Raw genomic sequence first — 12,920 nt, 5'->3', positions numbered from 1 at the left:
TCGTTTGCGAAACGAGGAATTCACTCCCTCTTCAGTGAAAGCATGTAGGGTCGCCATTGTGCAGCGCCGCGACCGTGCCCATATTGGCACACAAAGAGGCGCGCGCTGCCCTTGGTGACGCGCCTGAGAGTGGAGTTGTTGAAAGAATGACCGAGACCTATCCCGTCCTCCCGCTGCGCGACATCGTGGTTTTCCCGCAGATGATCGTGCCGCTGTTCGTGGGGCGCGAAAAGTCCGTCGCGGCGCTCGAAGCGGTGATGACGGCGAACAAGAACGTCCTGCTGCTCTCGCAGCGCGACCCTGCCGAGGAAGACCCCGAAGGCAAGGATCTCTATGATGTCGGCACCGTCGCGACGGTGCTGCAGCTGCTGAAGCTGCCCGACGGCACCGTGAAGGTGCTCGTGGAGGGGCAGCACCGCGCTGAAGTGAAAACAGTGCGCGTCGAGGACGCGTATCTGGAGGCGGATGTCGACCCGGTCGAGGAAGAGGACGCCGACGAGGCCGATCTTGAAGCGCTCGTGCGCTCGGCCGTGAAGCACTTCGAGCAGTATGTGCGTCTCAACAAGAAGGTGGCACCGGAAGTCGTGGTGCAGGTCGGCCAGATCGAGGCGCCTTCGCGGCTCGCCGACACGATCGCGTCCAACCTCAGCCTCAAGATTGCCGACAAGCAGGCACTGCTCTCCGAGCGCTCGCCATCGAAGCGGCTGGAGATGGTCTTCGGCTTCATGGAAGGCGAGATGGGTGTGTTGCAGGTCGAGAAGAAGATCCGCAACCGCGTCAAGCGCCAGATGGAGAAGACGCAGCGCGAATATTACCTCAACGAGCAGCTGAAGGCGATCCAGCGCGAGCTGGGCGACGGTGATGACGAGGGCCGCAGCGAAGTTGACGAACTTGTCGAGAAGATCAAGAAAGCGAAGCTTTCCAAGGAAGCGCGTGACAAGGCGGAAGGCGAGCTGAAGAAGCTGAAGGCGATGTCGCCGATGTCGGCCGAAGCCACGGTGGTGCGCAACTATCTCGACACGCTGCTGGCGCTGCCGTGGGGCAAGAAGACCAAGGTTCGCAAGGACATCAAGGCGGCTGAGAAGATTCTGGATGAGGATCACTACGGCCTCGACAAGGTCAAGGAGCGCATCCTCGAATACCTCGCCGTGCAGAGCCGCGCCAACAAGCTGAAAGGGCCGATCCTCTGCCTTGTCGGCCCGCCCGGCGTCGGCAAGACCTCGCTCGGCCGTTCGATCGCCAAGGCGACCGGGCGCGAGTTTATCCGCCAGTCGCTGGGCGGCGTGCGCGACGAGGCCGAGATTCGCGGCCATCGGCGCACGTACATCGGCTCGATGCCCGGCAAGATCATCCAGAACCTGAAGAAGGCGGGTACTTCGAACCCGCTGTTCCTGCTCGACGAGATCGACAAGCTCGGTCAGGACTTCCGGGGCGATCCGTCGTCGGCGCTGCTCGAGGTGCTCGATCCGGAACAGAACGCCAAGTTCAACGACCACTACCTGGAGGTTGATTACGACCTTTCGGACGTGATGTTCGTGACGACGGCGAACAGCCTCAACATGCCGCAGCCGCTGCTGGACCGCATGGAGATCATCCGGCTGTCGGGCTACACCGAGGATGAGAAGCTGGAGATCGCCAAGGCGCACCTTCTTCCCAAGCAAATCGAGTCGCATGGCCTGAAGGACGGCGAGTTCGCCATCGAAGATGCAGCGCTGCGCGATCTGATCCGCTACTACACGCGGGAAGCGGGCGTCCGCACGCTGGAGCGCGAACTCGCGCGCCTGGCACGAAAGGCGCTGCGCCAGATCCTGGAAGGCAAGGCCGAGAAGGTCACGATTACGCCCGATAACCTCGGCGACTATGCGGGCGTCCGCAAGTTCCGCTTCGGCATCGGCGAGGAAGAGGACCAGGTCGGCGCGACCACGGGCCTTGCGTGGACCGAGGTCGGCGGCGAACTGCTGACGATCGAGGCGGTGACGGTGCCCGGCAAGGGCGCGATCCGCACGACCGGAAAGCTCGGCGACGTGATGAAGGAATCGATCGAGGCCGCGAACTCGTTCATCAAGTCGCGCGCGCCGCAATACGGCATCAAGCCGACGGTGTTCCAGGTGAAGGACATCCACGTGCACGTGCCGGAAGGCGCGACGCCCAAGGATGGGCCGTCAGCCGGTGTCGCCATGGTCACCTCGATCATCTCGACGCTGACCGGGATTCCGGTACGCAAGGAGGTGGCGATGACCGGCGAAGTGACGCTGCGCGGCCGCGTACTGCCGATCGGCGGTCTCAAGGAGAAGCTGCTCGCTGCGCTGCGCGGGGGGATTACCACCGTGCTCATTCCGGCGGAGAACGAGAAGGACCTCGCTGAAATTCCGGCCAACGTGAAGGAGGGACTGACGATTCGTCCCGTGAGTCACGTCGATCAGGTGCTTTCCGTGGCGCTGGCACGCCCCATCGAGCCGATCGAGTGGGTCGAACCGGTGCTTCCGGCGCCCGCCGTGGCGCCGGCTTCGGAGGCTGGGGACCTTTCCGTCCGCCATTGAGACGGAAAAGCGATAAAAAGTTCGGGAAAGCCCCAATTTCTGCGGTTTTCCCTTTGACTCTCACAAAGCCGGGCACTTACATGGCGCCCGGCTTTTATTCGCCGATCCAACCACTCTTCCGTCTTGGGGGTACAGGGAATGAACAAGCAGGAACTTATCGGCTCGGTTGCGGACGCAGCAGGTCTTTCGCGCGTTGACGCGGGCAAGGCCGTTGAGGCCGTGTTCGAGAGCATCACGAAGGCCCTGAAGAAGGGCGACGAGGTTCGTCTCGTCGGCTTCGGCACCTTCGCGACGGCGAAGCGCAAGGCTTCGACGGGCCGCAACCCGCGCACGGGCGAAACGATGAAGATCGCCGCCAGCGTGCAGCCCAAGTTCAAGGCCGGCAAGGGCCTGAAGGACGCGGTCAACTAAGGCCGCGCCCGCAAGGGTTTTAAACGAAGGGCGTCGCATCTGCGGCGCCCTTCGCATTTTGGGGCATGTTTGGGTAGAAACGGGCTGGACAGGCAGCGGCCTGACCCGTATCTGCTCCGCCGGTCCGGTACACCCGGCGGGCGCGTAGCTCAGCGGTAGAGCACTCCCTTCACACGGGAGGGGTCACAGGTTCAATCCCTGTCGCGCCCACCATTCCATCTTCAAGAGGCTGCGTTGATTTCGGCTTTCTCGGCCGTTTTTCGCTTCGCGAATTTCTTGCCGAGGTCGTTTTCGCAAGAGCGAGAGAGAGCCTCTTCCGCGGCCTTGAAGATTTCGTCTTCCTCTTCGTCGATATGATGTTCGTAGCGGTGCTTCATCTTTCGGAAGGTCGCGAGCCATCCCGGGCTCGACATGTCCGTGTCCTGGAGCTCTTCCAGGAAATCGTCGATCTCCTTGTGCTCCGCCACGGAATGGCGGCCTTTGTCCTGAAGATCCGCGTCGCCAAGCATGACGGCGTATAAAGATTGTTCCTCGGCGTTCGCGTGTGCGCTCACCTCGATGCGGAACGCTTCAAAGAGCTCGCGCCTCTCCGGGCTGTCGCCATGCGTTTCGTCGATTTTGGCAAGCATTTCCCGGTGACGATCGTGGTCTGCCTTTAGCAGCGTGAAAACGTCGGTCATTCGCCATCCTTCCGTTGTACTTTCACGTTCAACGGTTTTGGATGTCCCGGAGTTCCGCGGGAGGGGATGCGGTGGTGGGCGGTGACGGGCTCACATTTATGCCATTAAATGGCAGTTTAAAGCCACTATCAAGCAATATGAATTTAGTTATACCCCCAATTATACCCCCATTTTCTCGGATTGGAGGCGAACAACGCGGGTTGTTAGGTTGGCGTCGCCTGCAATCCCAACCGAGCAGGACATACGGGTTCGGCAATCTCGACCGAATCAACGGAGAGCTCGGCACCAGCAGTCTGCGCGCTGCTTCAGACGTTGGCTTCTAATAAAGCGGTTTCATGGGGCGTCAAATCGAACAGGGTATAGACCTTGGCGTCGATTTCAGCTTCTAGCCGGGAGATTTCGGCGGTCAGGGCGTGGATTTCGGCGCGGTTGGTGGTGATCCAGTTTTCCCACTCGTTGCGTTCCTGAAGCGGGATTTTGGCCTTCAGCGCCTTTTCCACTTCCTTCTGGAAGGCAGTGAAGTCGGGCAGGTTCCACCATTCCTTCAGCTTGGCGGTCAGCTTGGCATTGGCAGGATCGGCGGCAAGGTCTGGAATGCGGCGGGTGATCGCCTGTTGCAGAGCGCGACGCTTCCCTGCTGCTGCTTGGGCGGCCTCCCCCAACTCTCCGAGTTCGGCTCGCTGAAAATCGGTGGCTGGGGGAATTGGCAACGTTTCCATGTGTTGTGCTGTTGCCTCGAAAAAGCCTCCCCGGACCGCTGTTGTGCGCGACGTGAAACAAAACCATGCGACCTTGGAATTTAGAAAAGCCAACAGGCTACGATCGCTGGTGGGCACAAAGTAAGTCTTATTGTTCGACAAAGCCCCGGTCCGCTCAAAACTATGGATCGGCGCGTCTTGGAAATGACCATAGACGATCTTCTCGCCCTCAAATCCGGGAAGATAGCCTTCCTGCGCCTGCTGCAACTCAAACCACTCCTGTTTGGTGGCGCGCTTTTCCAGCTTGTCTTTGAATGGCAGGAGCCAATCCCGGATTGCGGGATAGTCATCGATCCGCACCCGGTTTTTGGGAATGTAGATGATCCACAAGCCGCGCGGTTCCGCGCGCCAGCGCTTCAAGTCCTTGCCCTCCAGAAAAGGCTTCAGCAGTTCCGCCGAGCGCGGATCGTCAAGGCAAAGCCTTTCCTTGGTCGGCGTGTCGATGACAAAGGCTTCATTCAGGCCGGTCTTGATCCCGTAAAGCGGGGAGCCATAGACTTCCTTCAGCGTCGGCTTGCCCTCCGTGATCTTCGCCCGCAAGGCGCGCAGGGCATCGCCTTCGAGTTCCCAAGAACCGCGCCCCAGCGCCTCTTGCGGGAAGGGCTTGGCCGCGTCGGCAAAGGCATCGGCAAAGCTGCCCGTCGGCATTTCGCCAATCTTCCAGAATTGCAGATCATGGCCCGGCGGCGGGCCACCTGCCCGCATTGTCAGGATAGCGGGATAGGTGGTGACGCCTTCGAAAATCTGGTGGTCGCCAAAGTCCACCACGGTTTCCAGCGTCGCCCTGGCGCGCAGGAAATCGCGCAACGGCGCACCTGATCCAGTCTTGAAGAAGGTGCTGCTGCTTATGAAGCCTAGCCGCCCGCCGGGCTTCAGCAGCTTGATGCCACGTTCAAAGAAATAGGCATAAAGGTCCGCCCGGTCGGAAACGACTTCATAGCGCTTTTCCAGCCACGGCTTCATGGGCTTGATCAGTTCCATGCGCACATAGGGCGGATTGCCCAGCACCACGTCGAAGCCGCCCGCCGCGAATATGTCGGGGAAGGCGGTTTTCCATTCGAAGCCGTGGCTGCGATAGGCAAAGCTGCTGTCTTCGATCAGGCTATCGCCGACGCGTAGGTTGGCATCCAAGCTGTCCAGTACCTTACCGCGCCGCGCTGTCTTGATCCACAGGCTTAGCTTGGCGATTTCGACGCTTTCGCTGTTCACGTCCACGCCGAACAGGTTGTGTGTCAGGATTTCGCTGTCTGGATCGAAAAGTTGGCCGACACCTGACAGTTCGGCCAGCTTGGTATTCACTTGCTGTAATTCTGCCTTGAGGTAATCAAAGGCCATGATCAGGAAGACGCCCGATCCGCACGCAGGGTCGACAATGCGCAACGACGTGAGGCGCTTCAAATACGCTTCCCAAGCCGCCCGTTCTGCTTTGGCGGACTTCCATGAGATTGGGTTGTCTCCTGCCTTCGCGCCTTTGGCCGCATACTGCACAAGGATTTCGGCAAAAATCTCTTTGCAGTGCGCGCCAAGCGTCTGGTCCACAATGAAGCGTGCCACATAGTCGGGGGTATAGACCACGCCATCACGCTTGCGCCGCCCGCTGGTGCCGCTGGCCTTCTTCTCCACCGGCGCTTCGCCCAGCGCCTCGGCCTGAAGCTGCTCCATATCGGCAATCGATTGCTCGAATATGTGGCCCAGTACGGTGACGGAAATTTCGCTGGCAAAGTCATATTCCGCCAGCCGCTTGAAGCCCTCGCAAATGTGGTCGGGAATGGCCAGGGCATCAATCGCGGTGTTCGGCTGGAACAAACCCCCGTTGTAACGCGGGATTTTAAGGTGGTCGTTGCCCCGATCAATCGCGTTAAAGAGGCCCAGAAATGTTTGCCAGACGGGTTTGGGATTATAGGGGTCGCGGTGCTGGAAGGCGTTTAATAGGCTGTCATCGGGCAGCAGGCCGTTGTCTTCTGCAAAGGCGATGAACAGCACCCGGTCCAGAATGGTCTGGCCCAGCCGGATAGCTTCGAGTGGGTCGCCTTCGGGCAAGGCCGTCCGAACAGCGCCTATCAAATCGCTTCGCAGGGTTCGGTAGTCGGCATAGAGCCGTGCCGTGATGTCGCGGTCTTCCTTCCGGCTTTCTTCCAGAATCGCCAGAGTCTGCCCGGACAACAGGTGTTCGGCTGACAGCAGCAACATGAAACGGTGGTATTCGACGGGATCATGCAACTTCGCCAGATCGAAGCTTTCATGGAATTGCCGCCCGTCGGCATAGCTGTAGAGACGGATTTCCAGATAGTTCGAGACCAGCACCCATTTTGTGCCGACATTGTCGCTGGCGTACTCCCAAGCCTGCTGTACCGGAGTTTTGGCCCGGCCGGGCATGATAGCATCTAGGTTCTTGGTCTTTGCGCCCTTCAGTTCGAAAGGGGCAATAATCCGGCGTTCGCTTTTGCTGAAACGGCCGAATGCCAAGTCAACCGATCCCGCACCAATCTGAGCCTCCACGTCAACGGTCCATTGGCCGCTATCATTGAAATCCTGATAGCCCAGCACTTCACAAATGATCCGCTGCTTGAAATTGCCGTGAAGGGCGGTCTCCTTTTGCGTCTCAATTGAACGGTCGCGAATTATGTCGCCCCACTGGCGCAGAATTTCCATCTTCGTAGGATCGGGGTCCGCCGCGCGGGCGATATGGCGCTGAATCGTCTTGCTATTGAATAATTGCACGCGTCTGCCCCTGATATAGGAAAGGCTTAGCAGCGAGTAAGGCGGAACGCCAAGGGGTTAACCCAGCCCCTTGCCGGGCAAATTCTGTATCGCTGCGAGCACTTGCGCCACCAAGGCGGGATCGACTGCCAAAGCTAATTTCCCAACTGCGTCTTCTGTCGCTGCCCGCGCCCGGATCAATTCGCTCTGCCGATGCAGCGGCACGGTGCCGTAGCTGGTGAACGTCGTCAGCACGTCGCTGTGGCCAAGGTTCTGGCTCCACGCCTTCATTTCTTCAGGCGACAGGCCCAGCATCATCGCGTGGCGCACCAGCATGTCGCGGAAGCTGTGCGGGTTGAAATAGGGCAGGCCCGCACCTTCGAAGGCTTTGCGGAACACCTCCCGGATGGGGCTGCTCGACGCCCAGCCATGGCGGGCAAGGCCCTGCCGCCGGAAACCGCCGCTTTCGTCCAAACCCATGGCGGTAGCCGGAAACAGAGGGTCGTCCGGCCCCCATAAGTGCGACTCGCGAAGCTCTGCCACCCAGCCCGCGACGATTTCCTGCGCGCCCTCGCAAACGGGCATGAACACGGTGCGGAAGGTCTTGGCGAACTTCGTCGCCACGGTGCGCGCGTCCTGTTCCACGTAGCCAGCCTGGAGATTGACATGCCCCAGCCGGAAGGTCGCCAGCGCCATGACGCGCGCGCCCGTGATCGCGGCAAACGCCACCAGCGCCCTGTCGCGCCGTTCCAGTACGGTGGCGACCGGCATTGCGGACAGGACGTGGCGCACCTGTTCCAGCGTGGGGACGGCCTTCTCGCGCCGGGCGCGGGCAATGGCAGAGTCCTTCTCGCTCAGGTTGAAATAGTCCGCGTCGGCGTATTCGACATGCGAGCGAAAGCCAGGCTCCCGCGCCAGCCATTCGAAAAAGGCCTTCAGATCGCGCAAGGTCGATTGCACCGTCGCCTTACTGAGCCGCTCGCCCGACCCCGCGTTCACGGCGAGGCCCAGCCGCCTTTTGAAGGCGACCGCCTGTTCGCGGTGAAACCGCTTGAAGCCCTTATGCCCCGTACTGTCTTCAAAGCGCGCCAGCGACTTGGCCGCCCGGTCGATGGTCGCCGTGTCGCGGCCCTTCGCTTCGGCCAAAAAGCGGAAATATTCGCGCTTCACCCGTTCGTTCGATGCGTTGTGTTTTGCCATGGTTAGCCTTTCCGCTTGAAGTCACAGTTCAGGGAAGGGGCGGGGTGCCCACTTAGGCTTGGCTGGCCTTGCGCGAATTGGACGGTGCAGCCGGGCATGATGCTGGCGATCTCCGCTTCCCGCGCCCGCCGGTGCATGATCGTCTCGCAGCACGCGCACAGCGCCCGCAAGTTGCCGCTGCCGGGGCGGATCGGCACGAAATCCACCATGCCCAGCGCCGGGGGGCGAGGCGTGCGACAGCGGAAGCAATAGAACGTTCCGGCCGGACATGGGCGCTTCCGGCTGGCATTGCGTTCGGACAGGAAGGCCCGGATCGCTCTGCCCTGGAACAGGATGGGACGGGCTTTGTCGATAGGCTCCAGCCCTTTGGCCTGCCAATGCCGCACGGTGTTCTTGTGTACGTCGCAGCAGCGGGCGAGTTCATCGACGCTGTAGCTGCGGTGCAGCTTCACCCGGTTAGGGTTGACCCGGCGGGCGGGCATGGCGGTTAGGCCTGTCCTTCGATCAGCGCGTTCAGACTCTCCGCTGGGATGACGACGCGGCCACCAATACGATTCGCTCGCAAGCGGCCCGCAGCGATGTGATGGTAAATCGTGGTCCTGCCCAGGCTGGACACGTGGCAGGCCTCCCGGATGCTATAGGCGATCTTGGGGAGTTCGGGCTTTTCGGACGGCATGGAAACACCTCGTTGCATGTGGAACGAGGTCAAACATCGGCGGTGGAAAATCGATCGAATAGCGGTCTCGATAAACTGGCGATTCGATTCGTCGCTATGATTTTCGCTTTGCTCCAGCGCCATCGCGGCCGTGTTCACGAGCCAGTTCGGGCCAGACCCGCAAATTGAACCCGCGTTCCGACAATCGACCTGCAAATGCCGCTAGTGCGGCTTTACGAAAGTCGCCTTTTGAGCGCCGCTTATTGGGATCGGCGGCAAACTCCTTCACCAACCAGTCTCGGCATTGCTGTTCGCCCGTCATTGTTGAATGTTCGGTTGCAGAGGCTTCCAGCTGATCGGCTGGCAAAGCAGGCCAGCGATCCAGAATATCCCGACGAAGGAACCGAATATCGTTCGCGCCGTCCGGCCAAGTCATCGATAGCCAGCCCTCCTGAATATTGAAAACAAGTTCCGGTGTGTTCGGTGAGAGCCCGCCCTTGAATCGAACCAGTTCTTCCCAGGCGACAGAGATGCACGTGCAATGCTTGATCGCTTCGAATCCAAAATCACGACGAGCGCCGCATTCGCAATGGGCGAATGTTATAGCCGTATGCAGCCAGCCTAAGGCCTGTGTATTATAATTGCAGACCCCGTCCTGAGCGACTGCCTCATCGTCATCTTCGGGGCGGCGGAAATGGCCCATTCGTGCCAGCGCTAGATAATCCCTAGTCGCGATCCAGGCCATTGCTTTGGGAAAGGACCAGATTGGTTCCTGCTTGGCCTCCGGCAGTGAATAATGATGGTAGTGCCAGTCGAGCGTTAATGCCCCATCAAATACATAGGGCAGCCGTATTCGAAGGTCATCATACATTACGATCCACTCATAAAGGTCGGAAACTAGCCCCTCCCAATCTTCAATGATTTCAGCGCCTTTCAAAGTCAGCAACCTATAAAGCGCCAGAAACCACTGATTGGAGCCGACGGCAAAATCGCGCAGAAGTTTGTGACTTGGTGGAAGACTGGCCAAGGCATAATTTAGGCCGGATTCTTCGATGTCCCATTGACCGGCGATAATGTTGCATATGCGCGCAATGGCAGGTGCATACTGATATGGCTCGGTTTGCAGGCGAAGTATTTCAAAAGCATCCCCACCGCTGATCCATTCAGGTTTAGGAAGCCAGTCGCGGCCCGGCCTGTTTTGATCCTTGGGAACAAGCGGAGCGGGCAATGGTGAAACGCCGTTTTCCACCAAGTGGTCGCGGAGTTCAGTCAACTGCTTTTGCGCTGCACCCCAAAGGCCTTCGCGCATCGCCCCTGTCGGAGAATCTGTTTTCTTGGTGTCGTTGCCCAATCCGCTTCCCTTGCGGCCCCATGTTAAAGCGGGGAAACACGTGGGATGCGCGCTTATCGGCTGGCCTGCCTATCCCCCGTCAAGAGTATGGGAACAGATCAGGAATATTCAATAGTTCCACGCGAATAGCGGATTATTTTCGGGAAATGCGCCCATCGAAGTAATCAGGCCAATGATTGGCTGCGCAAGGGGACGATCTCCGCCCCATTCCGAAGCTGGTCGAGATAGTCCGACCACCATTGTGCCATTTCCACACGCTCCTTCCAATGCGTGCCGCGATGATAAGCGGCGCGGACCTTGTCTTCGTCTCCATGGGCAAGGGCGCGTTCGATAGCATCAGGATGCCACTTCCCGCTTTCGTTCAGCAGCGTGGAAGCCATCGCGCGAAAGCCGTGCGCGGTCATTTCGCTGCCTGAAAACCCCAGCCGTCGCAGGCCTGCATTGATGGTGTTTTCACTCATAGGGCGGGTCCGGGTGCGGATGGACGGGAAGGCATATCCCGACGGTCCGCTGATCTCGTAAAGTTGCCGGAACAGCTCCACCGATTGCCGGGAGAGGGGCACTTGGTGAGCCTTACGCATCTTCATCTTCGTGGCCGGGATGGTCCAGAGCGCGCCTTCCAGTTCGATTTCACACCATTCGGCGTGGCGCAGCTCCCCCGGCCGGACGAAAACATTGGCCGATAGCTGCATGGCGATCTTCGTAAGGGCGTACCCGTCGTATCCTTCGATGGACCGGAGCAGCTCGCCCGCCCGTTTCGCTTCGATGATCGCGCCATAATGTTTGGGCTGGGGTGCGGTGAGCGCGCCGCGCAAGTCGCGGCTGGGGTCCGATACCAGACGCGCGGTGGCAATGGCGTATCGGAAGACGCGGCCCGAAAGTTGCAGCACGCGCCGGGCGGTCTCGTAGTTGCCTTTCGCTTCGATACGCCGCAACACCGCCAACAGGTCCGGCGCGGCAATCTCGGTAATGGGCATCCGGGCGATGACCGGCCCCATGCGCCCGATATAGTATTCGGACTTGTCGGCCGTGGACGCGGACATGCCTTCACGGCGGCGCTTGTCGATGAACTCCTGTGCGATCTCGCCAAAGGTGTTGGCGGCCGAAACCTTGGCGCGGTGCTTGGCGTGCTGCTTCTCACGCGCAGGATCGGCTCCAGCGGCGAGCGCCTCCCGTGCCTTGTCTCGTTCCTTCCGCGCGTTGGCCAGGCTGACTTCCGGCCAGCCACCCAGCGACAGGAGCTTTTCCTTGCCTGCCACCCGAAACTTAACCCGCCACAGCCGCCCGCCCGATGGGGTGACAAGCAGGTAAAGTCCGGCCGCATCACTCATCTTGTACGGCTTGGCGGCAGGTTTGGCGTTGCGGATCGCGACGTCGGTAAGTGCCATGGCTCAAATCCCCCAAATGCATTTCTGGGGGTATTTCTGGCGGGGTATTTCGAGATACCCCTGAACATACCCCCAAATGGCACAGGCTGCTGGCGAACAACTGCGAACGCCCCCGGCCAATGTGGGGCGATAATCCTAGGATTTCTGGGGTTTGTCCAGACGAATGCGGACGTCTGCGAACAAGAAAATGGTGGGCGGTGACGGGCTCGAACCGCCGACCCTCTCGGTGTAAACGAGATGCTCTACCAACTGAGCTAACCGCCCTTATTCACTTGCGCGTGCTTTTGCCCAACGGCTAGGGACGCGGCAAGCCCCTATATCAGCAAAAAGGACAGGCCGTGACCGCAGATACACTCGTGATGACGCTCGCAACGGGCGACGTGAAAATCCGCCTTCGCCCCGATGTGGCGCCGGGCCATGTCGAGCGCATCCAGACGCTCGCCGACGAAGGCTTTTACGACGGGGTGGTGTTCCATCGCGTGATCCCCGGTTTCATGGCGCAGGGGGGCGATCCCACCGGTACAGGCATGGGCGGCTCGGAGAAGCCAGATCTCAAGGCGGAGTTCAACGACATCCCCCACGTGCGGGGCGTCTGTTCGATGGCGCGGAGTGCAAATCCGAATTCGGGAAACAGCCAGTTCTTCATCTGCTTCGATGATGCGCGGTTCCTGGACCGTCAATACACCGCGTGGGGCGAGGTGATCGAGGGCATGGAGCACATCGACGCGCTGCCCAAGGGTGAGCCGCCACGCGAGCCCGGCAAGATCCTGAAGTTCCGTTCGGAAGCGTGAACAAAAAAAGGGCGTCCCGAAAGGACGCCCTTTTCATCTGCAGCAATCTGACCTAGCGGACAGCGCCGCGACGAACCAGATTGACGATCGCGAGCAGCACAACCGCGCCGAGCAGCGACCACAGGATGGTCACGAGGTTAAGCGGCGCGTTCAGGATGGACGCACCACCGCCGAGCAGGAAGCCGGCGATAAGTGCGCCGACCACGCCAACGACGATATTGAGAAAAAGACCCTGCTGGCCATCCGTACGCATGATCATGCTGGCTACCCAGCCGATCAGACCGCCGACAATAAGCACGAGTATGAGATTCATGGCGAACTCCCTCTATTGGCTCAGGTGCTGAACCTGAGCCAATAAAGCGAAGGAAACGGCGGATTGTTCCGCGTGTGTCTTAGGTTTCGTGGACAAAGGGTATCCATAGCTTGATTGAGGCGAGAGCGACAAA

The 12,920-nt window shown here is 59.9% G+C and carries 11 protein-coding genes and 2 tRNA genes; 4 read left to right on the top strand and 9 right to left on the bottom strand.

Going from position 1 to position 12,920, the window contains the following annotated elements:
• The first annotated feature begins 146 nt into the window (after positions 1–146).
• The 3 genes from lon (at position 147) to AAC014_RS16450 (ending at position 3,164) form a co-directional block, all read left to right on the top strand.
• On the top strand, positions 147–2,540 hold the full coding sequence (gene lon, locus AAC014_RS16460; RefSeq protein ID WP_339710656.1) for an endopeptidase La: 2,394 nt from the start codon (positions 147–149) through the stop codon (positions 2,538–2,540).
• 138 nt (positions 2,541–2,678) lie between these two features.
• Positions 2,679–2,951 (top strand): HU family DNA-binding protein, encoded by a 273-nt coding sequence (locus AAC014_RS16455; RefSeq protein ID WP_121049309.1) that lies wholly within the window; start codon positions 2,679–2,681, stop codon positions 2,949–2,951.
• 138 nt (positions 2,952–3,089) lie between these two features.
• Positions 3,090–3,164, top strand: a tRNA-Val gene (locus AAC014_RS16450).
• An 8-nt stretch (positions 3,165–3,172) separates the two neighbouring features.
• Here the strand turns inward: AAC014_RS16450 and AAC014_RS16445 are convergent.
• The 8 genes from AAC014_RS16445 to AAC014_RS16410 form a co-directional block, all read right to left on the bottom strand.
• Complete coding sequence (locus tag AAC014_RS16445) at positions 3,173–3,631, bottom strand: hemerythrin domain-containing protein (protein WP_339710649.1); 459 nt, start codon at positions 3,629–3,631, stop codon at positions 3,173–3,175.
• A 305-nt stretch (positions 3,632–3,936) separates the two neighbouring features.
• Positions 3,937–7,110 (bottom strand): DNA methyltransferase, encoded by a 3,174-nt coding sequence (locus AAC014_RS16440; RefSeq protein WP_339710646.1) that lies wholly within the window; start codon positions 7,108–7,110, stop codon positions 3,937–3,939.
• A gap of 57 nt (positions 7,111–7,167) precedes the next feature.
• Positions 7,168–8,289: a site-specific integrase gene (locus AAC014_RS16435; protein WP_339710643.1), complete on the bottom strand. Its 1,122-nt coding sequence runs from the start codon at positions 8,287–8,289 to the stop codon at positions 7,168–7,170.
• Between the two features lie 2 nt (positions 8,290–8,291).
• The gene (locus tag AAC014_RS16430) at positions 8,292–8,771 is read right to left on the bottom strand and encodes a helix-turn-helix domain-containing protein (protein ID WP_339710641.1); all 480 of its coding nucleotides are present in this window, start codon (positions 8,769–8,771) and stop codon (positions 8,292–8,294) included.
• Between the two features lie 5 nt (positions 8,772–8,776).
• On the bottom strand, positions 8,777–9,088 hold the full coding sequence (locus AAC014_RS16425; RefSeq protein ID WP_339710638.1) for a helix-turn-helix domain-containing protein: 312 nt from the start codon (positions 9,086–9,088) through the stop codon (positions 8,777–8,779).
• Positions 9,060–10,295 carry a hypothetical protein gene (locus AAC014_RS16420; RefSeq protein ID WP_339710635.1) on the bottom strand — a complete coding sequence of 412 codons (1,236 nt, stop codon included), beginning with the start codon at positions 10,293–10,295 and terminating at the stop codon, positions 9,060–9,062. Before AAC014_RS16420 ends, AAC014_RS16425 begins: the two co-directional genes overlap by 29 nt.
• A 164-nt stretch (positions 10,296–10,459) precedes the next feature.
• On the bottom strand, positions 10,460–11,683 hold the full coding sequence (locus AAC014_RS16415) for an integrase arm-type DNA-binding domain-containing protein (protein WP_339710632.1): 1,224 nt from the start codon (positions 11,681–11,683) through the stop codon (positions 10,460–10,462).
• Positions 11,684–11,871: 188 nt separating this feature from the next.
• A tRNA-Val gene (locus tag AAC014_RS16410) sits at positions 11,872–11,947 on the bottom strand.
• A 74-nt stretch (positions 11,948–12,021) separates the two neighbouring features.
• Between AAC014_RS16410 and AAC014_RS16405 the strand changes: the two genes are divergently transcribed.
• A complete protein-coding gene (locus AAC014_RS16405) occupies positions 12,022–12,474 on the top strand; it encodes a peptidylprolyl isomerase (protein ID WP_339710629.1) in 453 nt (150 codons plus the stop codon).
• Positions 12,475–12,526: 52 nt separating this feature from the next.
• On the opposite strand, the gene AAC014_RS16400 is transcribed toward AAC014_RS16405, so the two are convergent.
• Entirely contained in the window at positions 12,527–12,787 is a 261-nt protein-coding gene (locus AAC014_RS16400; protein WP_339710626.1) for a GlsB/YeaQ/YmgE family stress response membrane protein, read from the bottom strand.
• Between the last annotated feature and the right edge of the window lie 133 nt (positions 12,788–12,920).

It is taken from the genome of uncultured Sphingosinicella sp. (assembly GCF_963974575.1).
Taxonomy (GTDB): Bacteria; Pseudomonadota; Alphaproteobacteria; order Sphingomonadales; family Sphingomonadaceae; genus Sphingosinicella.
The sequence above is the reverse complement of the archived record's forward strand: the minus strand, read 5'-3'. Positions and strand labels throughout refer to the sequence as shown.